Origin of the sequence: Oceanibaculum indicum P24 (assembly GCF_000299935.1) — a bacterium.
Classification (GTDB): Bacteria; Pseudomonadota; Alphaproteobacteria; order Oceanibaculales; family Oceanibaculaceae; genus Oceanibaculum; species Oceanibaculum indicum.
This window is the reverse complement of sequence record NZ_AMRL01000016.1, coordinates 54,319-74,913: the sequence shown is the minus strand read 5'-3', so window position 1 is coordinate 74,913 and position 20,595 is coordinate 54,319. Positions and strand designations below refer to the sequence as shown.

Annotated in this window: 22 protein-coding genes; 9 read left to right on the top strand and 13 right to left on the bottom strand. The window is 66.3% G+C overall.

Going from position 1 to position 20,595, the window contains the following annotated elements; genetic code table 11:
- The coding region (locus tag P24_RS12815; protein WP_008945157.1) for an ATP-binding cassette domain-containing protein at positions 1–411 on the bottom strand (411 nt) is incomplete at its 3' end.
- Between the two features lie 8 nt (positions 412–419).
- On the bottom strand, positions 420–1,124 hold the full coding sequence (locus P24_RS12810) for an ABC transporter permease (RefSeq protein ID WP_008945156.1): 705 nt from the start codon (positions 1,122–1,124) through the stop codon (positions 420–422).
- Between the two features lie 204 nt (positions 1,125–1,328).
- On the opposite strand from P24_RS12810, the gene P24_RS12805 reads away from it, so the two are divergent.
- Complete coding sequence (locus P24_RS12805) at positions 1,329–2,564, top strand: MgtC/SapB family protein (protein WP_008945155.1); 1,236 nt, start codon at positions 1,329–1,331, stop codon at positions 2,562–2,564.
- On the opposite strand, the gene P24_RS12800 is transcribed toward P24_RS12805, so the two are convergent.
- On the bottom strand, positions 2,561–3,259 hold the full coding sequence (locus P24_RS12800; protein ID WP_008945154.1) for an ArsR/SmtB family transcription factor: 699 nt from the start codon (positions 3,257–3,259) through the stop codon (positions 2,561–2,563). The genes P24_RS12805 and P24_RS12800 overlap by 4 nt on opposite strands.
- Before the next feature lie 96 nt (positions 3,260–3,355).
- Complete coding sequence (locus tag P24_RS12795; RefSeq protein WP_008945153.1) at positions 3,356–3,568, bottom strand: hypothetical protein; 213 nt, start codon at positions 3,566–3,568, stop codon at positions 3,356–3,358.
- Between the two features lie 203 nt (positions 3,569–3,771).
- Between P24_RS12795 and P24_RS12790 the strand changes: the two genes are divergently transcribed.
- Positions 3,772–4,620, top strand: coding sequence for a metallophosphoesterase family protein (locus P24_RS12790; protein ID WP_008945152.1), 849 nt, complete (start codon positions 3,772–3,774; stop codon positions 4,618–4,620).
- 165 nt (positions 4,621–4,785) lie between these two features.
- Here the strand turns inward: P24_RS12790 and P24_RS12785 are convergent, their stop codons facing one another.
- The 3 genes from P24_RS12785 to P24_RS19300 are packed head-to-tail and all read right to left on the bottom strand — an operon-like array spanning position 4,786 to position 7,553.
- Entirely contained in the window at positions 4,786–5,529 is a 744-nt protein-coding gene (locus P24_RS12785; RefSeq protein WP_008945151.1) for a 4'-phosphopantetheinyl transferase family protein, read from the bottom strand.
- Between the two features lie 3 nt (positions 5,530–5,532).
- Entirely contained in the window at positions 5,533–6,933 is a 1,401-nt protein-coding gene (locus P24_RS12780; protein WP_008945150.1) for an amidase, read from the bottom strand.
- 32 nt (positions 6,934–6,965) lie between these two features.
- Complete coding sequence (locus tag P24_RS19300; protein ID WP_008945149.1) at positions 6,966–7,553, bottom strand: PAS domain-containing protein; 588 nt, start codon at positions 7,551–7,553, stop codon at positions 6,966–6,968.
- 208 nt (positions 7,554–7,761) lie between these two features.
- On the opposite strand from P24_RS19300, the gene P24_RS12770 reads away from it, so the two are divergent.
- Entirely contained in the window at positions 7,762–8,280 is a 519-nt protein-coding gene (locus P24_RS12770; protein ID WP_008945148.1) for a PAS domain-containing protein, read from the top strand.
- Between the two features lie 33 nt (positions 8,281–8,313).
- Here the strand turns inward: P24_RS12770 and clpA are convergent, their stop codons facing one another.
- The 3 genes from clpA to P24_RS12755 form a co-directional block, all read right to left on the bottom strand.
- Positions 8,314–10,659, bottom strand: a complete 2,346-nt coding sequence (gene clpA, locus P24_RS12765) for an ATP-dependent Clp protease ATP-binding subunit ClpA (protein WP_008945147.1) — start codon at positions 10,657–10,659, stop codon at positions 8,314–8,316.
- Between the two features lie 6 nt (positions 10,660–10,665).
- On the bottom strand, positions 10,666–10,992 hold the full coding sequence (gene clpS / locus P24_RS12760; RefSeq protein ID WP_008945146.1) for an ATP-dependent Clp protease adapter ClpS: 327 nt from the start codon (positions 10,990–10,992) through the stop codon (positions 10,666–10,668).
- A 274-nt stretch (positions 10,993–11,266) separates the two neighbouring features.
- Entirely contained in the window at positions 11,267–11,803 is a 537-nt protein-coding gene (locus P24_RS12755) for a phasin family protein (protein WP_008945145.1), read from the bottom strand.
- 280 nt (positions 11,804–12,083) lie between these two features.
- Between P24_RS12755 and P24_RS12750 the strand changes: the two genes are divergently transcribed.
- Positions 12,084–12,845, top strand: coding sequence for a proteasome-type protease (locus P24_RS12750; protein ID WP_008945144.1), 762 nt, complete (start codon positions 12,084–12,086; stop codon positions 12,843–12,845).
- Positions 12,846–12,992: 147 nt separating this feature from the next.
- Positions 12,993–14,282, top strand: a complete 1,290-nt coding sequence (locus tag P24_RS12745) for a D-alanyl-D-alanine carboxypeptidase (protein WP_008945143.1) — start codon at positions 12,993–12,995, stop codon at positions 14,280–14,282.
- Between the two features lie 177 nt (positions 14,283–14,459).
- On the opposite strand, the gene P24_RS12740 is transcribed toward P24_RS12745, so the two are convergent.
- Entirely contained in the window at positions 14,460–14,768 is a 309-nt protein-coding gene (locus P24_RS12740) for an AzlD family protein (RefSeq protein WP_008945142.1), read from the bottom strand.
- Complete coding sequence (locus P24_RS12735; RefSeq protein ID WP_008945141.1) at positions 14,758–15,486, bottom strand: AzlC family ABC transporter permease; 729 nt, start codon at positions 15,484–15,486, stop codon at positions 14,758–14,760. The genes P24_RS12740 and P24_RS12735 overlap by 11 nt, the downstream gene beginning before the upstream one ends.
- A 221-nt stretch (positions 15,487–15,707) precedes the next feature.
- Between P24_RS12735 and P24_RS12730 the strand changes: the two genes are divergently transcribed.
- From P24_RS12730 to P24_RS12720, 3 genes are read left to right on the top strand one after another with little or no spacing between them, the layout of a single operon-like run.
- Positions 15,708–16,856 carry a Re/Si-specific NAD(P)(+) transhydrogenase subunit alpha gene (locus P24_RS12730; RefSeq protein ID WP_008945140.1) on the top strand — a complete coding sequence of 383 codons (1,149 nt, stop codon included), beginning with the start codon at positions 15,708–15,710 and terminating at the stop codon, positions 16,854–16,856.
- A gap of 19 nt (positions 16,857–16,875) precedes the next feature.
- Positions 16,876–17,289, top strand: coding sequence for an NAD(P) transhydrogenase subunit alpha (locus tag P24_RS12725; protein ID WP_008945139.1), 414 nt, complete (start codon positions 16,876–16,878; stop codon positions 17,287–17,289).
- A gap of 15 nt (positions 17,290–17,304) precedes the next feature.
- Positions 17,305–18,705, top strand: a complete 1,401-nt coding sequence (locus tag P24_RS12720; RefSeq protein ID WP_008945138.1) for an NAD(P)(+) transhydrogenase (Re/Si-specific) subunit beta — start codon at positions 17,305–17,307, stop codon at positions 18,703–18,705.
- A gap of 197 nt (positions 18,706–18,902) precedes the next feature.
- On the opposite strand, the gene P24_RS12715 is transcribed toward P24_RS12720, so the two are convergent.
- Positions 18,903–19,670 (bottom strand): class I SAM-dependent methyltransferase, encoded by a 768-nt coding sequence (locus tag P24_RS12715; protein ID WP_008945137.1) that lies wholly within the window; start codon positions 19,668–19,670, stop codon positions 18,903–18,905.
- A gap of 133 nt (positions 19,671–19,803) precedes the next feature.
- On the opposite strand from P24_RS12715, the gene gloB reads away from it, so the two are divergent.
- Complete coding sequence (gene gloB / locus P24_RS12710; RefSeq protein WP_008945136.1) at positions 19,804–20,574, top strand: hydroxyacylglutathione hydrolase; 771 nt, start codon at positions 19,804–19,806, stop codon at positions 20,572–20,574.
- The last annotated feature ends 21 nt before the right edge of the window (positions 20,575–20,595 follow it).

Sequence of the window (20,595 nt, the reverse complement as noted above, 5' to 3'; positions counted from 1 at the left end):
GCGGGCCGGGCTGTCCGCCAGCGCCGCCAGGCCGAACCTTTCCAGCGCTGCCATCGCGGACGCCCGGCGCCCCGTGCGCGCCACGCCGGCAACCGACAGCGCATAGACCATGTTGGCCAGCACGGAGCGGCGCAGCAGCACCGGGCGCTGGAACACCATGGCCTGCCGGCGGCGTGCCTCCTGCGATGAGACGCCCTCGGCCCAGCGCACCCGGCCCGAGGTCGGCTGGATCAGCCCGTGGCAGAGCCGCAGTAGCAGGCTCTTGCCCGCGCCGTTCGGTCCAATGACGAAACTCCGGATACCGGCTTCCAGCGTCAGATCGATGCCGTCGATCAGCCGCTTGCCGCCGGCGTCGAAACACACATTCTCCAGCCGCAGCGGCAGGATGGTGGGCCTTACCATGCCATGCATGACCGCCCTCACCCGGCCCGCCGGCGGGCGGTTTCGCCAATGCCGAAGGCGGCCCCGTTGATCGCCGCAATGATGATGATCAGCACGATGCCGAGGCCCAGCGCCAGCGCCAGGTCGCCCTTCGCCGTCTCCAGCGCGATGGCCGTCGTCATGGTGCGGGTGACGCCGTCGATATTGCCGCCGACGATCAGGATGGCGCCCACCTCCGCCGCCGCCCGGCCCAGCCCGGCCAGCACCGCCGTCAGCAGGCTGAAGCGCCCGTCCCACAGCAGCGTCGGGATGGCGCGCAAGGGCGTGACTCCCAGCGAGGTCAGCTGCTCGCGATATTCCGCCCACAGATCCTCGATGGTCTGACGGGTCAGCGCGGCGATGATCGGCAGCACCAGGATGGTCTGTGCAATGACCATGGCCGGTGGCGAGAACAGCAGCCCCAGCTCGCCCAGCGGCCCGGCGCGCGACAGCAGCAGATAGACCACAAGGCCGACCACCACCGGGGGCAGGCCCATGCAGGCATTCAGCACCACGATGACCGCCCCGCGCCCCGGAAAGCGCCACAGCGCCACGGCGGCACCCAGCGGCAGGCCGATCAGCGCGGCGATGGCGACCGCCGACAGGCTGACCGACAGCGACAGCGCCACGATCTGCAGCAGCTCGCTGTCGAAGCCGGCGATCAGCGCGAAGGCCGTCTTGAAGGCACTGAAAAACTCGAACATCGCTCCCCTGAAACCGCTTTTCCGATTTTCTGCCGGATTATGCAGGAAGAACGAAAATATGGCATCAATGGAATAGAAACAGTTTTTCGCAGCATTTCACGCACACTCACTCTACCGGGAAAAGCGCTGGCAGGACGGGCGCGCTGCTTCCAAACTGCACCAGAGGCCAGACAACGCCGAGGCTGAAAGGGAAGCGGAGCCGGCATGGACGACACCATCCTCCATCTCGCCGTGGCACTGGGCATCGGCCTGCTGATCGGTGCCGAGCGGGAACGCCGCAAGGGTACCGGGCCCGGCCGCGCACCTGCGGGCATCCGCACCTTCGCCATTGCCGCGCTGGCCGGCGCCACGGCCATGCTGGTGGGCGATGGTCCGCTGCTGGCGGCGGCTTCACTGGGAGTTGCGGTGCTGGCAGCCGCCGCCTACTGGCGCAGCCGGGAAGAAGATCCCGGCCTCACCACAGAGGTGGCGCTGGTGCTGACCGTGCTGCTGGGCGGGCTGGCGCTGCAGCGCCCGGCACTGGCCGCCGGGATGGGTGTGGCGGTTGCCATCCTGCTGGCGGCACGCGGGGCGATCCACCGCTTCGTCAGCGGCGTACTGTCCGCGCAGGAGGTGAATGACACACTGCTCTTCGCGGCGGTGACGCTGATCGTGTTGCCCATCCTGCCGGACCGGCCCATCGGGCCTTATGGCGCGCTGAACCCGCACAAGCTCTGGCTGCTGGTCGTGCTGCTGATGGCGGTCAGCGGCCTTGGCCATGCCGCCATCCGGCTGGTCGGTGCGCGCGCCGGCCTGCCGCTGGCCGGGCTGATCGGGGGCTTCGCCTCCAGCACCGCGACCATCGGCGCGATGGGCGGCCGCGCGCTGCGTGATGCAGCGCTGCTATCCCCCGCCATTGCCGGGGCCGTGCTGTCCTCGGTCGCCACGATTGCCCTGCTGGCCGCCGTGCTGGGGGCGACCAGCCTGGAGTCGCTGCGGGCGCTGCTGCCCGCGATCCTGGCCGGCGGCGCGGCAGCGCTGCTCTACGGCGTCCTGTTCACCCGGCGTGCCTTCACTGGCGACAAGACTGAAGCCGCACCGCCGGGCCGTATCTTCGACCCGAAGGCGATTGCCGGCTTTGCCCTCGGGCTGGCGGCGATCATCCTGATCTCGGCGGCGCTGCATGACTGGTTCGGCGATGCCGGCATCCTGGCGGCGGCGGCGCTGGCCGGATTCGCCGATGCGCATGCCGCCGCGATCATGGTCGCAAGCCAGGTGGCCAGCGGCAATCTGCCCGCCGACGAGGCAGCGCTCCCGGTATTGCTGGGCCTCACCACCAACACCATCAGCAAGGCAGCCCTGGCCTGGCTGGCCGGCCCGCGCGGCTTCGCCGCCGGGGTCCTGCCGGGGCTGATCCTGATCCTGGCCGGCGCCTGGGGTGCCGCCTGGTGGGCCAGCTAAAAAGTGCGGATATCGAAGCGTTCGCGTAAATATGCCTGCCCCGTAGGCGTGATCTCCAGCGCCCGGCTGCCGCCGATCCGGCGCACCAGATGGCTGTCCAGGAAATGGCTGCACAGGGCCGCCCCCAGCCGGCCGGCGATGTGCGGGCGGCGTTCGCTCCAGTCGAGGCAGGGCCGGCACAGGGCACGCGCTCCAGAGGCACCAGAAAGACTTTCGCCCGTCAGCCCCAGCCCGTGCAGGAAGTCCAGCCCGGCCGGTGTCACCAGACCGGCGCCGTCATCCAGTTCGACATGGCCGCGTGCCTGCAGCGCATCGGCCAGCGCCACGCCGAGTTCCCCCGCCATATGGTCATAGCAGGTGCGGGCCCGGCGCATCGCCGCATCGCGCGGGCCGGTCACCGGCGCCCGCACGGGTTGCGGCGCCAGGGACGCCACCTGCATGACGGTTTCCAGCAGACGCGCCACCTCCGGCGAGGCCAGACGGTGATAGCGGTGCCGGCCCTGCCGCTCCATCGCCAGCAGCCCGGCCTGCGTCAGTCGGGCGAGATGCGCGCTCGCACTCTGCGGCGTCACCCCGGCGGCCTGGGCCAGTTCCCCGGCGGTCAGCGCGCGCCCGTCCATCAGCGCAAGCAGCATGGCGGCGCGGGCGGGTTCTCCCACCAGCAGGCCGATCTCGGCAATACGGTTCGTGTTCATGGGTTCCTCCGTGCGAGCCTTCAGACTAGCACGGCGGCGAGGGCAACAGTTCAGTCCAGACCGAAATGTTTAGGGGCCGAACTGTTCAGTGCAGGCTTAGTGCAGGGAATCCTGGCGCATATAGCTGCCGTCGCGCAGCAGCACGGACAGGGCCACGGTCTTGCGGCGGCTGGGATCATGGGCCGAGACGATGCAGGCATGCGGGATGCCGTGATGGTCCATCACCTGCTCGACTGACCAGGACACCAGCCGGCCATAGCCATCGACCTGACCGAAACGGTCGCCAACGCCGATAGAGGGTTTTTTCATAGTGTGCCTGTTCTAGCCGTGGTGGAGGTCCAGAGGGACCGGAGCGCTCTTCCAGTATCAGATCATTCTGATGGTCTTTAGGATAAAATTTATATATCTCCCGTGCCGGACTGCAAGAGCCGTTGTCATGTCCTGCTGTGGGGCAAGCCCGCCGGGGATGCATGTCTTTGGCTTTCCTGCCGGCTTGCGGTAAAGCTAAGCGCATGAAACTGCTTGCCATCAGCGACCTGCATCTGGCCAATCCGGTGAACCGCGAGGCTTTGGCCGGCCTGCCCCACGCGCCCGAGGACTGGCTGATCCTGGCCGGCGACATGGCCGAGCGGCTGGAGCATATGCGCGCGCTGTTCGCCCTGACCGCCGAGCGCTTCGCCAGGGTGATCTGGGTGCCGGGCAATCATGAGCTGTGGACCGTCTCGGAAAACGGCGCCGATAGCGGCAATGGGAGCGACAGCCTGGCTGGCGAGGCGAAATACCAGGCGCTGGTCGATCTCGCCCGCGAGTTTGGCGTCGTCACACCAGAGGATGAGTATCCCATCTGGACCGGGCCGGGCGGCCCCTGCGTGGTGGCGCCGCTGTTCCTGCTCTACGATTACAGCTTCCGACCGGACGATCTGCCGCGCGACCAGGTGATCGCCTGGGCCCGCGAGGGCGGCGCGGTGTGCGCTGACGAGATGCTGCTGAACCCCGCCCCCTACCCCTCCCGTGAGGCCTGGTGCGCGGCGCGGTGCGACGAGGCCGAGGCGCGCCTGATGGCGCTGGACGGCGCGCCCACCGTGCTGGTGAACCATTACCCGCTGCGCCGCGACCTGGTGCATATCCCGCGCATTCCGCGCTTCATCCCCTGGTGCGGCACGCGCCGGACCGAGGACTGGCATGTCCGCTTCAACGCCAAGGTCGCGGTGTCGGGCCATCTGCATGTGCGGCGCACCGACTGGATCGACGGCACGCGGTTCGAGGAAGTCTCGCTGGGCTATCCAAGGCAATGGGATCAGAAGCGCGGCATCCTGCCCTATATACGGGAAATCCTGCCGGGCCCGCCGACTATGGCCTGACGTCTGGCTGACCACGCCCCGCCAGTTTCCATTTTGTCACCCCCGGGCTTGACCCCAATGGGCGCCTGGGGGGGTCCAGGAGCGGTGCCCCGCCTGAAACCCTTCAGAACGTGGCCCCTGGATTGCCGGGTCAAGCCCGGCAATGACAAGGAGAATAATGGCAGCTTATTGTGCCAGCCGCATCAGCGCGGCAAGGTCGGCGGGGGCGGCATCCAGCGTCGCGCGCGCCGGTGCTTCGTGCCGCAGCGCCAGCGCCAGCACATGCCCCTGCGTCGGCCGCAGGCGCCGGAAGTACCAGCTGGCGGGGTCGTCCTGGATGCGTTCGTCGAAGGCAATGGACAGCGGGTCCAGCGTATAGGCGAAGGCCCCCAGGGGCAGCGCGAGCCCCATGCCGACCGCCTTGATATAGGCCTCCTTCAGCGTCCAGAAGGCGAACAGCGCCTCCTTCTCGGCCGCCGCGTCCAGCCCGACAAGCTGCGCGCATTCCGCCGGGGCGAAGAACCGGTCGGCGAGGTCGATGGTCAGGTTGGTGCGGTCCAGCCATTCCACATCGACGCCGATCTCGCGGTCCAGCGCCACCGCCACGGCGGCCAGCCCCCGCGTATGGGAGAGGTTCACCCGGAAGGGTGGTGCCTCCGCAGGCAGCACTGGTTCCGGCTTGCCGTGATCGCCGATGGAAAAGCGCCACTCCGCCGGCGCCACGCTGAGGCCGGAAGCCGACGCCAGCAGGCTGAGCGTGCCGCGCAGCAGCGCATGAGCAGCAGTATAGCTTTCCCAGTCGCGCCGGAAATGGAAGCGCTGCGCCCGCGCCTGCTCCTCCGCCGGCAGCAGCGCCGAGAGGTGCTGCCAGTCCGGTTCCGCGATATCCGCCACCGGCAGCCAGCGCACCAGCGCGGTATCCGGAGTCATGGCTTATCCCGCCGGATCGACCGGGGTGACGACGCCCTCGGCGGCCTCGATCACCTCGCCGGCATCGAGGCAGATATCCTCGCGGTTGCGCATCGCCATGATCTGCACACCGGTACGCAGCGCGCCATGCCGACCGACCGGCACGGCAAGGCCCGGAATGCCCAGCAGCGGGGCAATCAGGGCCGCGCGCATATTGTCCAGCACCTCCGCCTGGCCTTCCGGCGTCACATCCGCCCCCTGCTTCGGCGGCAGGCCGCACAGCACCGGCATGATGACCAGCGGATAGGACTCGAAGAACTGCATCCAGCGCAGCGCCAGTGCCTCACGCTCGGTCATCGCGGCGATGTAGGTCTCAAGATCAGCCGGCTTGTGCAGCGACAGCCAGGATTGCATCGCGGCAATGCCGTCGGGGTCGCCCATCTTCTGCATCGTCGGCCACAGGCTGCCGAATACGTCGGTCACGCAGATGATGTGCCACAGCTCGATGGCGCGCTCGATGTCCGGCGGCAGCACCTCCTCCACCGCATAGCCAGCGGCGGCCAGATGCCGTCCGGCCTGGCGCACCGCCTCGACCTGTGCCGGATGGCTGGTACCGCCCGGCACCTCCGGCACAATGGCGACGCGGATCGGCCGCGCCGGCTCCGGCCCGCGCATTGGCACATCGTTCCAGCGCCAGTCGCGGCGGTCGCCCTGGGCCATCACCTCCAGCGCCAGCCGGGCATCGCGCACGGTACGGGTGTGCGGGCCCTGCACCGCCATGATGACCGCACCGGGCGGCCGACCGCCGGGGGCCGTGAGGTTAAAGGCCGGTATCCTTCCATAGCCGACGCGCAAGCCCACAACGCCATTGCAGCTGGCGGGAATCCGCACCGACCCGCCGATATCATTGCCATGCGCGATGGCGCCGATGCCGGTGGCCGTCGCCGCCCCCGCGCCGCCGCTGGAGCCGCCCGGCGTCACCGCCGGGTCCAGCGGGTTCAGCGTGCGCCCATGCAGTGCATTGTCGGTGAAGATGCGCATGGAGAAGGCCGGCGCGTTGGTGCGCCCGACGATGATTGCCCCGGCGCGCTTCAGGTTGGCAACCACCGGGCTGTCATGCCCGGCGATGAAGTCTTTCAGCGGCACCACGCCATTGTCGGTCGGCAGCCCGGCCTGATCGACATTCACCTTGGTGGTGACGGGCACGCCATGCAGCGGCCGCAGCACCTCGCCGCGCGCCTGTTTCGCATCAGCTGCATCGGCAGCGGACAGCGCCTCTTCCTCCAGCACGCGGACCACGGCGTTGATCGCCGGATTGACCGCGTGCAGCCGGCTCAGGACCGACTGCGTGGCCTCCCGGGCAGAGGCGCGGCCAGTGCGGATAAGGCGCTCGAGATCGGTCGCGTCGAGCTGCCAGAGGTCCATGAGCGGGGTCCGTTCGGTTGGGCGAAAACAGATCAGGCGATCATCCTAACAGAGAGAGTCTTCACGCGGGATAGCTTAACCTCCTCCGCCACCTCACCCTTGTGCCATTCGCAGACCGTCATGCCGAGCAACCCGGTGACCGGCCCGTCCGCCGCATCTGCCAGCGGCAGCATCAGCCGCTCGCCGATGGGCGTGCGGTCGGCGGGCAGATAGACCATGCCCTTCATGCACAGCAGCAGCCGCTGTTCCACCAGCGGCATCCAGCGCCCGGCGACCACCGCCGCCTTTTCCGGCCCGAGGATATCCTCCAGCGTCATGCCCTTCAGATTGCTGTGGCCGAAGATCGAGGAGACCTCGGTACCGGCCAGCCGGTAGCGGAAGCCACTCTCCGGTGCGTAATCGACCAGGAAGATCTGCGCCAGCGCCCAGGGAATCTCCGTCGGGTCGATGTCCGTGCGGGACGGCATTGGACGGCCCTGACGCTTTTCGCGCCAATAGGCGAACAGGCGGCGGAGCCGGTCATCCTCGATGAAGCTGGCCAGCTGCTCGGCATTCGCCACGCCTTCGGTTTCCGGGCTTGCCCAGTTCCACTCCAGGCCGGGTATCGGGCGCTCGCTCATCTTGTCCTGTCGCTCAAAGGAAAAAGCACAGCATTGTATGTTTTGATAATGACAGACAGCAATCGCTTTCAACCATGGCGCGCATAAATAGAAATCGCGATCACCAATACCATCGGTGCCGGCGCGCCGATTTGGTTAATCGGATTTTAACTTTTGCCTGATATTCAAAGTTCCAACGATGGCGCGAATCATAAAAAAAGGAAGATGGATGACGGGGCTACCCACTGACGGTCAGGTCATCGATCCCGAACCTTCGCTTCTCGCCCCTGCCCTGCAACCTTTGCTTGCTTACTGGAAAAGCAGGGGGAGTGACGAGCGGCTGCCGGCGCGCGCCGATATCGACCCGCTGGACATTCCCCGGCTGCTGCCCTTCCTCTATCTGGTCGATGTGGAGCGGCAGAGCGGCGGCACGGCGCCCTACCGCTTCCGCTACCGGCTGGTCGGCACTGGAATCGTTGAACGCAATGGCGGCGACCCGACCGGCCATTATCTCGACGATTTCGAAAACCGGCCGTTTCACGAGACCATCGTGGCCGACTATACGCGCTGCGCCATGGAGAAGCTTCCTGTGGCGGCGTCGCGCCGCTTTATGGATTCCAGCGGCCGCCACTGGCCCTATCAGCGGCTGGTACTGCCGCTTTCGGAAAATGGCCTGGATGTGAACATGCTGCTGGGCGGCAATGCCTTCGGCGACAAGCCGGAACCCAGGGGACGGCGCGGCCGGTAGCCGCACCGCCCCCGGATGATCACTCCGGCCCGATCACTCCGCCAGGGCCGGTTCGCGCTTGCGGCGGCCCGATGATCCCCCGCCCGAGGACGGTGCGTCGGGGTAAGTCAGCACCAGTTTGCCGTCCTTCACCGTCACCAGCACCGTGCCGCCCTTGGCCAGCTTGCCGAACAGCAATTCCTCGGCCAGCGGCTGCTTGATGTTGGTCTGGATGACGCGGGCCAGCGGCCGGGCGCCATAGGCCTGGTCGTAGCCCTTCTGGGCCAGCCATTTGCGGGCCGGATCGGTCAGCTCGATGGTGACGCCCCGGTCGGCCAGCTGCACCTCCATCTGGATGACGAACTTGTCCACCACCCGGTCGATGATCTCCGGCGTCAGATGGCCGAAGGGCACGATGGCGTCCAGCCGGTTGCGGAACTCCGGCGTGAACATGCGGTTGATCGCCTCCTCATCCTCGCCGACCCGCGCCGTACGCTCGAAACCGATGGCCGGCTTCGCCATGTCGGCGGCCCCGGCATTGGTGGTCATGATCAGGATGACATTGCGGAAATCGACCGTCTTGCCGTTATGGTCGGTCAGTTTCCCGTAATCCATGATCTGCAGCAGGATGTTGTAGAGGTCGGGATGCGCCTTCTCGATCTCGTCCAGCAGCAGCACCTGATGCGGATGCTGGTCGATGGCGTCGGTCAGCAGGCCGCCCTGGTCGAAGCCGACATAGCCCGGAGGCGCGCCGATCAGCCGGCTGACCGTGTGGCGCTCCATATACTCCGACATGTCGAAGCGCGTCATCTCGACGCCCAGGATGGTGGCCAGCTGGCGCGCCACCTCGGTCTTGCCGACGCCGGTCGGGCCGGAGAACAGGTAGGAGCCGATCGGCTTCTCCGGCTCGCGCAGGCCGGCGCGCGACAGCTTGATGGCGCTCGCCAGCGCCTCGATGGCCTTGTCCTGGCCGAACACGACATTCTTCAGGTCGCGCTCCAGGTTCTTCAGCACCGTGCGGTCGTCGGTGGAGACACTCTTCGGCGGGATGCGGGCGATCTTGGCGACGACGGCCTCGACCTCCTTCACGCCGATGGTCTTGCGCCGCCTGGAGGGCGGCACCAGCATCTGCGCCGCACCCACCTCGTCGATCACGTCGATGGCCTTGTCCGGCAGCTTGCGGTCGGAGATGTACTTGGCCGACAGATCGACCGCCGCCTTGATCGCCTCCGCCGTGTAGCGGACATGGTGATGCTCCTCATAATAGGGCTTCAGCCCCATCAGTATCTTCACCGCATCCTCGATTGACGGCTCGTTCACGTCGATCTTCTGGAAGCGCCGCACCAGCGCGCGATCCTTCTCGAAATAGCTGCGATATTCCTTGTAGGTGGTCGAGCCGATGCAGCGGAGCGCGCCGGAGGCCAGCGCCGGCTTCAGCAGGTTGGAGGCATCCATCGCCCCGCCGGAGGTGGCGCCGGCGCCGATCACCGTGTGGATCTCGTCGATGAACAGGATGGCGTTGGGGTGCGCCTCGATCTCGTTCACCACCGCCTTCAGCCGTTCCTCGAAATCGCCGCGATAACGCGTGCCGGCCAGCAACGCGCCCATGTCGAGCTGGAAGATGACCGCCGGCTTCAGCACGTCCGGCACCTCCTCCTGCACGATGCGGCGCGCCAGCCCCTCGGCGATGGCGGTCTTGCCGACGCCGGGATCGCCGACATAGAGCGGGTTGTTCTTGGTGCGCCGGCACAGGATCTGGATCGTGCGCTCGACCTCCGCCGCGCGGCCGATCAGCGGGTCGATCTTGCCGGACTGCGCCTTCTTGTTCAGGTTGATGCAGTAGGTATCCAGCGCCTCGTTGCCCTTCTGCCGGGCACCGCCCATGCCGGTGGCACCGGCCGGCTTCTCGGCCTGCGGCTCCTTCTCCTCATCGGCACCCTGCACCGGGCGCGGCTCGTTGCGCTTCGGCACCTTGGCGATGCCGTGCGAGATGTAGTTCACCGCGTCGAAGCGGCTCATCTCCTGCTCCTGCAGGAAATAGACGGCATGGCTCTCGCGCTCGGAGAACAGCGCCACCAGCACATTGGCGCCGGTCACCTCGGCCCGGCCGGAGGACTGCACATGGATGACGGCGCGCTGCACGACCCGCTGGAAGCCGGCGGTCGGCTTCGCATCCTCCTCACGCTGGGTGGCGAGGTTGGCGAGGTCGGTGTCGATGTAGCCCACCAGGTCGGCGCGCAGCTTGTCGAGATCGACACCGCAGGCCTTCAGCACGGCCAGCGAGTCCTGATCCTCCGTCAGCGCCAGCAGCAGATGTTCCAGCGTGGCATATTCGTGCCGCCGTTCGTTGGCGAAATCGAGTGCACGATGCAAGGTCTTTTCCAGATTGCGGGACAGCATGCGGGACTATTCCTTTTCCAACGTGCATTGCAGGGGATGTTGGTTCTGGCGCGCGAAATCCATCACCTGGGTGACCTTGGTCTCGGCCACCTCGTAGGTGAACACGCCACAGATGCCGACACCGCGATGGTGGACGTGCAGCATGATCCGCGTCGCCTCTTCCCGCGACTTCTGGAAGAAACGCTCAAGCACATGCACGACGAACTCCATCGGCGTGTAGTCGTCATTCAGCATCAGAACCTTGTAGAGCGACGGTTTCTTGGTCTTCGGCTTCGTCTTCAGGACGACGCCCGTACCTGTTCCCGTGCCGCCGATGGGGGGCTCATCGCTCATGCGTGATCGTCTCGACCTTACGTTCGTCGCGCCGGCGGACACCGGCGCATCCACTGTTTGTAATGATAGGCATTGGGCCGGGCTTCGCAAAGGGGCTTTGCCCGGATTTCTCTTGTCATCGCCCTCTTGAAATCAGATTCCCGCTCCACAGGGCGCCGCGGACGCAAAAAGGCCCGGCGCGGGGCCGGGCCTTTTCGGGCAGGTGGGCTCGGATTGAGCGGACAAGGGGGGATGCCCGCCGCACCGGTCCACGATGCCGGATAGCGATACCGGTTCAGGCAGCGACCGGCTTCAGGAAGAACTCGACGCTGCTGTTCACCCGGGCCTTGATCGGCTCGACCGCGTCGTTGGCAACCTTCACGGTCATCTCCGACAGCTTGGCGGTCTCGGCGATGGTCTGGTCGAAGCTGGTCTTGGCGAAGCCGTTCTGCAGCTCCATCACGTCACGCAGCGTCTTGCAGCCCATCAGCGCCTGCATGGTGCCGGCGGCCTGCTCCAGGCTCGACTGGGTGAAGCCGTACCAGGCCTTGCCGATTTCCTCGGCGCCCTTGCTGACGATGGCGCCGCTGGTGTTCAGCGCGTCCAGGTTGGCGCGGTTCAGCTCGGTCAGCCCGTCATAGGACTTGAAGAACGCCTCGCTCTGCTTGGCGATCTGTTCCTTGGTCAGTGCAACGGCCTGCTCATAGCTCTTGTTGGCGGCGTCGCCACCGGTCTTCACCATGGTTTCCATCGCCTCCTTGCTGGCGGCGACCATGGTCTCGACCTGCTTCAACGTCTCCTGCGGCGCGGCGGCCTTCTTGGCGGTGGTCATGGTGTGCTTCTCCAAAATCTTTTATGATTGCGGTCTTCCCGAGCGCCAGCGCAGGGCGTCATCGCATCGCGCCTGGCGGAACGGATTGCTGCAATGCAGCATGCGACTTAATTTAGGAAACGCTGCTTTTTTGTCAATGGATTTTTGTGCACTGCAACATAAAATTCGTATTTTTGCCGCTTGAGGGCGCTTTTCCGGGCTTCCTGCGGCGGGCCGGGACAGCTTATGCTGCTGCGCGACGGCAGCGCAGACCGTCCACGGCTGAAGAGAGAAACGATACGTGACCTATTGCCTTGGCATCGCCATCGAGGAAGGGCTGATCGCCCTGTCGGACGGCCGCATCACCAGCGGCACGGAGGTTTCCCAGGCAAAGAAACAGGTCCTGCTCGGCCCGCCCGGGGCGCAATTCGTGGTCATGACCTCGGGCCTGCGCTCGCTGCGCGACAAGACGCTGGCCTATCTGAAGCGCGACATGGCGGAAACCCGCCCCGAAGGCTTCCGCGGCATGCTGGAGGCGGTGATGGCCTACGCCAAGGCCCTGCGCCGCGTCGCCGACGAAGACCGCGAAGCGCTGCAGCTCTCCGACTTGTCCTTCAACCTGCACGCCATCATCGGCGGCCAGCTGGGTCCGGACACAGAACCCTCCATGTTCCTGGTCTACCCGGAAGGCAACTGGATCGAGCTGGAGCCGCGCACGCCCTACCTGTCCATCGGCGCGACCGGCTATGGCAAGCCGATCCTCGACCGCGCGCTCAGCTTCGACAAGCCGATGCGCACGGCGCTGAACATCGCCTATCTCTCCTTCGATTCCACGCGCGTCAGCGCGTCCAATGTCGGCTTCCCGGTCGACATCTCGGTCTATCTGCGGCGCGAGAAGGTCTGGCACACGGCGCGCTACGATTATGACGAGGTGCGCGAGCAGCGCGAATGGTGGAACACCAACCTGACCGAGCTGGCCTCGCGGCTGCCGGACGGGCCGTGGCTGGCCGGATTGCTGCCGGACTCCGCCCAGAAGCGCTTCACGGTCGTCCGGGAGGAGTAGGCTGTTACCGCGCCCCGCATACCGGAACACCGAAAAAGAGAATCTACATTTGATTCAATGGATTATGGACAAATCCTAAAATCGACATTAACATAAGGCCGGATTGGGGCATATTCAGGCTAAAATTCGACATCGAGGGGGCAGGCAATGAGGGGGCTTTTTCCGCAGGGCCGGAACAATGAGCAGGCACGCGGCATGGGGCGTCTTGTCCTCCTGCCGCTGATGTTCGTGATGGCCCTGGCTTTCGCCGTGGCCGCCCCGTTGGGTGCCGAGGCCCAGGCCAGCCGCTATGCCGCCCTGGTGATCGACTATTCCACCGGCAAGGTCCTGTTCGAGCGGCACGCTGACGAGCGGCGCTATCCTGCCTCGCTCACCAAGATGATGACGCTGTACATGACCTTCGAGGCGCTGGAGAGCGGCAAGCTGAAGTTCGACCAGCAGCTGCCGGTGTCCCAGCGTGCCGCCGGCATGTCCCCTTCGAAGCTTGGCATTCCGGCCGGCAAGACCATCAAGGTCCGCGATGCGATCTATGCGCTGATCACCCGGTCGGCCAACGACATGGCGGTGGTGCTGGCCGAGGCGCAGGGCGGCACGGAGATCAAGTTCGCGCAGATGATGACCGAGCGCGCGCACAAGCTGGGCATGAAGAATACCAGCTTCCGCAACGCATCCGGCCTGCCGAACCGCGGCCAGGTCAGCACCGCGCGCGACATGGCGCAGCTGGCCGTGCGGCTGATGCGCGACTACCCGCAATATTACGACATGTTCAAGGTGCGATCCTTCACCTATGCCGGGCGGACCTATGTGAACCACAACCGGCTGCTCGGCAATTACGAGGGCACGGACGGCATCAAGACCGGCTATATCCGCGCTTCAGGCTTCAATCTCGTGGCCTCGGCCAAGCGCGGCCAGCACCGGCTGATCGGCGTGGTGTTCGGCGGCCAGACCGCCGCCTCGCGCGACGAGCACATGATGGATCTGCTGGAAGCCAGCTTCGTCGAAATCGACCAGATCCGCGTCGCCAACGCGGTACCGGTGCCGTCGCGCAAGCCGCGCCTCGACAATCCGCCGCCGGTCGCCGTGGCCGATGCCGGCACCACGAAGCTGGCCGAAGAAGAAGCATTGGCCCAGGGCGACGCCTCCGATCTCGCCGCCGCCCGCGATCTGTGGGGTGTGCAGGTCGGCGCCTTCACCCAGGAAGGCCCGGCCCGCGCGGCGCTGACCAGCGCGCAGAAGCTGGCGCCGAAGCTGCTGCAAAGCGCGCAGCTGTTCATCGAACGCGCCCGGCCCGACCAGAAGCCGCTCTACCGCGCCCGCCTGCTTGGCCTGTCGGAGAAGGAGGCGCGCCGCGCCTGCGATACGCTGAAGACCAAGAAGATGGCCTGCGTGCCGGTGCCGCCCGACGCCATCGTCTCGGTCGCCAGCCTGCCGAACTGAGCGGTTTTCGCTCCCCCTCACCCGGTTCGCTACGCTCACCACCCTCTCCCTCCAGGGGAGAGGGTTTTTTGTTTGGTATGCCTAATTACCCTCTCCCCTTGCGGGAGAGGGTTGCGAAGCCTTATGAGCGAAAGCGAATTAGGCGGCGCTGGGTGAGGGGTGAAACAGAAAGATCCCTCACCCCGGGAAGAGCTGGCGGAGTGCCGCGACCGTGCCGATGCCGATGAGGATCGCCACCAGCTCCTGCTTCGTCAGCCGGATGGCGATGACGGCCAGCACCAGGCCGGTCAGCTCGATCCAGCCACCCTTCCAGACCGCCGGTGCGACAACGGCGGCGATGACCGCGCCCGGAATGCTGCGCAGCCAGGATTCGACGCGGCCCGACAGCGGCACGAAGCGCATCAGCCAGAAGCCGCCGGCCCGCGTACCATAGGTGATCAGCGCCATGCCGAGGATGGTGTAGAGCGACAGCGAATCAGGTGTCACGGCTGCCTCCCACAGGTGCCTTGTAGCGCACCAGCCCTGTCAGCGAACCGACGAAGCCGCCCAGCAGGATGTACCAGTGCCCCGGCAGGAACTGCGACGCCAGGATGGCGACCGCCGCCGCCACGCCCCAGGGCAGCAGGTCGCCCTTCCCCTTCCACATCGCTGCCAGCAGCGAGCCGAAGAAGATCGGCAGCAGCACATCCAGACCATAGATGCTGGGATCGCCGACCATGGAGCCCAGCCCGTAGCCGATGGCGGCCGAGGCCACCCAGCCGGCATAGAGGGCCAGCCCGCTGCCGACCAGGAAGGCGGCATCGCGGTAGCCGTTGAAATACTCCTTCATCGCCATGGCCCAGTTGCCATCGGTCAGGAAGAAGAAGGAGCCATAGGCCTGCTTCGCCGTGATGTGGATGAACCAGGGCCGCATCGAGGCGCCCATCAGCAGCATGCGGGAATTCACCGCCAGCGTGGCGATCAGGATCGGCAGCACCGGCAGCGGGGCCGCCCAAAGCTGCACCGCGATCAGCTGCGAGGCACCGGCGAAGACGGTGGCGCTCATCAGCACCGTCTCTGCCAGGCTGAGGCCGGCATCGCGGGCCAGCACGCCATAGACCGCGCCGAACACCGTGGCGCTCAGCACCAGCGGTATCATGGTGCGCGCGCCGAACAGCGCGCCCCCCATCGTGAAGGGAACGGATTTGTCACCGGATGCGGACATGCGCTCGCCGCCTTGCCTTTTGCCGAGAGGTCAATATGTCAGTCAGGATGTCGTAGTCACACCCTGGCACCGGTCCGTGTCAACCGAACTATTGTCGGGGTAGCAATAAGGTAAAGTAATAAGTGCGCAGGCCTTCACAAAGCCGGCCTCAACGTTCATTGTGCTTATGAAAGGCCTTTCAAGGGCCATCCAGGGGCATTCGCAAAAAAGGACGCACGGGAATGATCGTCGCCATTCCAAAGGAACGCCGACCGGGAGAGACGCGTGTCGCCGCCTCCCCCGACACGGTGAAGAAGCTGATCGACCTCGGCCTCGATGTGGTGGTCGAGAAGGGCGCCGGCCAGGCCGCCGCCATGACGGACGAGGCCTACAAGGCTGCCGGCGCCACCATCGCCAAGGACACCAAGACGGCGCTGGAAAAGGCCGACATCGTCCTCAAGGTGCAGCGCCCGACCGGCAGTGACGACAAGACCGACGAGGTCGCGCTGATGAAGGAAGGCGCCGTCCTTCTGTGCATCCTGAACGCCTATAACGACAAGCCGCTGCTGGACCAGCTGGCGGCCCGCAAGGTCACCACCTTCGGCATGGAGTTCGTGCCGCGCATCACCCGCGCGCAGTCGATGGACGTACTGTCGAGCCAGTCCAACCTCGCCGGCTACAAGTCGGTGTTGGATGCGGCGGCAGAATTCGGTCGCGCCTTCCCGATGATGATGACCGCCGCCGGCACCGTTCCGCCGGCCCGTGTGATGATCATGGGCGTCGGCGTCGCCGGCCTGCAGGCCATCGCCACCGCGCGCCGCCTGGGCGCCATCGTCAGCGCCACCGACGTACGGCTCGCCACCAAGGAACAGGTGGAAAGCCTGGGCGCCACCTTCGTGATGGTCGAGAGCGAGGAGGCCAAGCAGGCCGAGACCGCCGGCGGCTATGCCAAGGAAATGAGCGACGAGTACAAGAAGCAGCAGGCAGCCCTGATCGCCGAGACGCTGAAGAAGCAGGACATTGCGATCTGCACCGCGCTGATCCCCGGCCGCAAGGCGCCGACCCTCATCACCGAGGAAATGGTGAAGTCGATGAAGCCGGGTTCCGTCATCGTCGATCTGGCGGTCGAGCAGGGCGGCAACTGCGAATGCTCCGAACCGGGCAAGGTGGTGCAGAAGCATGGTGTCACCGTCGTCGGCCATCTGAACGTGCCGGGCCGGCTGCCGGTCGATGCCAGCGCGCTCTACGCCAAGAACCTGCTGAACTTCGTCACCCTGCTGATCGACAAGGAGACGAAGGCGCTGAAGATCGACCTTGAGGACGAGATCGTGAAGGGCACGCTGGTCACCCAGGACGGCCAGGTCGTGCACCCGGCCCTGAAGGCGGCCTGAGAGCGGAGAGACAGACATCATGGATCAGAAGACATTCATCGATAAGGCGGCCGAACTCGCCACTTCCGCCTCCGATCTCGCCGACCGCGCCGCCGTGCTGGCGAACGAGGCGACGCGCATCACCGCCATCGGCGCGCAGAGCCATGATGGCACCAATTTCGTGTTCCTGCTGACCGTGTTCGTGCTGGCCTGCTTCGTTGGCTATTACGTGGTCTGGCGGGTCACGCCGGCGCTGCACTCGCCGCTGATGGCGGTCACCAACGCGGTGTCCTCGGTCATCATCGTCGGCGCGCTGATCGCTGCCGGACCGGTCGAGATGAACTTCGCCAAGGTGATGGGCTTCCTCGCCGTGATCCTGGCCTCGGTCAACATCTTCGGCGGGTTCATCGTCACCCAGCGCATGCTGGCCATGTTCAAGAAGAAGCAGAAGTAAGGCGGAGAAGAGTCCATGAGCGCAACCTACGCAGCCCTGCTCTACCTCGTCGCCAGCATCTGTTTCATCATGGCGCTGCGCGGCCTGTCCTCGCCGGTCACCAGCCGGCAGGGCAACATCTACGGCATGGTCGGCATGGCCATCGCCATCCTCACCACCCTGGCCCTGCCCGACGTGCTGTCCTACGGCATGATCCTGGCCGGCATCGTGATCGGCGGCGCCATCGGCACGCTGATCGCCTACAAGATCCAGATGACGGCGCTGCCGCAACTGGTGGCCGCCTTCCACAGCCTGGTCGGCCTGGCCGCCGTGTTCGTCGCCGCGGCTGCTTTCTACAGCCCGGAATCCTATGGCATCGGCGTCGCCGGCAACATCGCCGTCGGCAGCCTGATCGAGATGAGCCTGGGCGTGGCCATCGGCGCCATCACCTTCACCGGCTCGGTCATCGCCTTCGGCAAGCTGCAGGGGCTGGTCACCGGCAAGCCGCTGATCTTCCCGATGCAGCACCCGCTGAACGCGGCACTGGGCATCGCGCTGGTGGTGCTGATCGTGGTGCTGTGCATCACCCAGTCCACCACCGTGTTCTGGCTGATCGTCATCCTGGGCCTGCTGCTGGGCCTGCTGCTGATCCTGCCCATCGGCGGCGCCGACATGCCGGTCGTCATCTCCATGCTGAACTCCTATTCCGGCTGGGCGGCGGCGGGCATCGGCTTCACCCTGCAGAACAGCCTGCTGATCGTCACCGGCGCGCTGGTCGGCGCCTCGGGCGCCATCCTCAGCTACATCATGTGCAAGGGGATGAACCGCTCGATCTTCAACGTCATCCTCGGCGGCTTCGGCGGCGAGACGGCGGCGGCTGCCGCCGGCGGCCCGGCGGGCGACCGCAGCGTGAAGGCGGGCAGCGCCGACGACGCGGCCTTCATCATGAAGAACGCCGCCTCGGTGGTGATCGTGCCGGGCTATGGCATGGCGGTCGCCCAGGCGCAGCACGCGCTGCGCGAGATGGCCGACATCCTGAAGCATGAAGGCGTGAAGGTGCGCTACGCCATCCATCCGGTGGCGGGCCGCATGCCGGGCCACATGAACGTGCTGCTGGCAGAAGCCAACGTGCCCTATGACGAGGTGTTCGAGCTGGAGGAGATCAACCGCGACTTCGCCTCCACCGACGTCGCCTTCGTGATCGGCGCGAATGACGTGACCAACCCGGCGGCCAAGACCGACCCGGCCAGCCCGATCTACGGCATGCCCATCCTGGAAGTGGACAAGGCCAAGACCGTGCTGTTCATCAAGCGCTCCATGGCGTCGGGCTATGCCGGCGTGGAGAACGAGCTGTTCTTCCGCGACAACACCATGATGCTGTTCGGCGACGCCAAGGCGATGTGCGAACAGGTCGTGAAGGCGCTGGAACAGCTGTAGGCCTGACCTATCCCTCTCCCCTTGCGCTACCCCTCTCCCCAACGCGGGAGAGGGGTGCGTAGCCTTATCGAGCCAACCGGCGAGATTAGGCGGAGCTGGGTGAGGGTGCAGTTGCACAGGCACAGCCTCCCCCCTCACCCGGTTCGCTTCGCTCACCACCCTCTCCCGCCAGGGGAGAGGGTTTTTTCTACCTCACCCTACCCCTCGCCGATATCGCGCATGGCCCGTGCACCGGCGGGGATGCCCTGCGGGGCGGGGCGCGGCATCGGGATCAGCAGCCGGCGGCGCGCCGGTTCGCGCCGGCCCGTGGTGGCATAGACCTGCTTGGCCGCCTCCACCATCACCACCCCGCCCAGATGCGGGAACCAGCGCTGGCCCAGCCGCTCGAAACTGGCGGAGGAGCGCAGCAGCAGCCGCGAGCGCGCCGGCGGTGCGAACAGCGCGTGCATCCGCTCAATCGGCGTGAAACGGCAGTCCCGCAGCAGCTTCTGGATCTGCCCGGCGCTGTAGGGCTGGCCATGGCCGAACGGCGTGCTGTCGCGCATCGACCACAGGCTTCGGCGGTGTGGGGCGACCACCAGCAGCCGGCCATTGCCGGCCATCACCCGCCAGATTTCATCCATCAGGGCGCGCAGCTGCTCCGTGCTTTCCAGCGCATGGACCAGCAGCACCCGGTCCATCGAGGCATCGGGCAGCGGCAGATCGCTTTCATCGGCCAGCAGGGTGACGTTCGGCCCCTCGCGCGGCCAATGCATGATGCCCTGCGTCGCCGGCATCAGGGCGATGGTGCGCGCCGCCTCCTCCCGGAAGGGCCGCAGATAGGGCAGCGTGTAGCCGATGCCGAGGAAATTCTGCCCGCGCACATCCGGCCAGATCTGCCGCATCCGGCGGCGCAGCAGCCGGCGCGCCATCTGGCCCAGGCTGCTGGCGTAGAAATCCCGCAGATCGACGACATCGTCATACATGACCGCTTCGTCCTTTCCCCATCTGCCTACCCTTGGCTGCCATGCCCTGGAGGCCGTTGGCGCATGGCGGAGCGGGTGCTACTGTCCCGGCGAACCGAAATTAACACAACCGGATATGGGGAGGGAGGCAGCCATGACGCAACTGACCATCCACCAGATTCCCGTCCTCAGCGACAATTACGTCTATCTCGTCCATGACGAGGCCTCCGGCGAGACCGCCGTGGTCGATCCCGCCGTGGCGCCGCCGGTGCTGGCGGCGCTGGAGGCGCAGGGCTGGCGGCTGACGCACATCCTGAACACCCACCACCATGCCGACCATACCGGCGGCAATCTGGCGCTGAAGCAGGCGACCGGCTGCACCATCGTCGGGCCGCGCGCCGATGCCGCCCGCATCCCCGGCATCGACGTACAGGTTGGCGATGGCGACCGCTATCGCTTCGGCGGAGAGGACGCCCAGGTGTTCGACGTGCCGGGCCATACGCGCGGCCATATCGCCTATTTCTTCGCTGCCAGCCGGGCGCTGTTCTGCGGTGACACGCTGTTCGCACTGGGCTGCGGCCGGCTGTTCGAGGGCACGCCCGCGCAGATGTGGGCCTCGCTCGGCAAGTTCCGCGCCCTGCCCGCCGATACCCGCGTCTATTGCGCGCATGAATATACCCAGTCCAACGCCCGTTTCGCGCTGACCGTCGATCCGAAGAATGACCGGCTGAAGCAGCGCGCGGCGGAGATCGACCGGCTGCGCGCGGCGGGCCAGCCAACCGTGCCCTCGCTGCTGGGCGAGGAGATGGCGACCAACCCGTTCCTGCGCGCCGATGAGGATGGCGTCGCCGCCGCCGTCGGCCTTGCCGGGGCGGACCCGGTTTCCGTGTTTGCCGAAGTCAGGAAACGGAAAGACAGTTTCTAACAAGCACACCCCAGGAGGAGT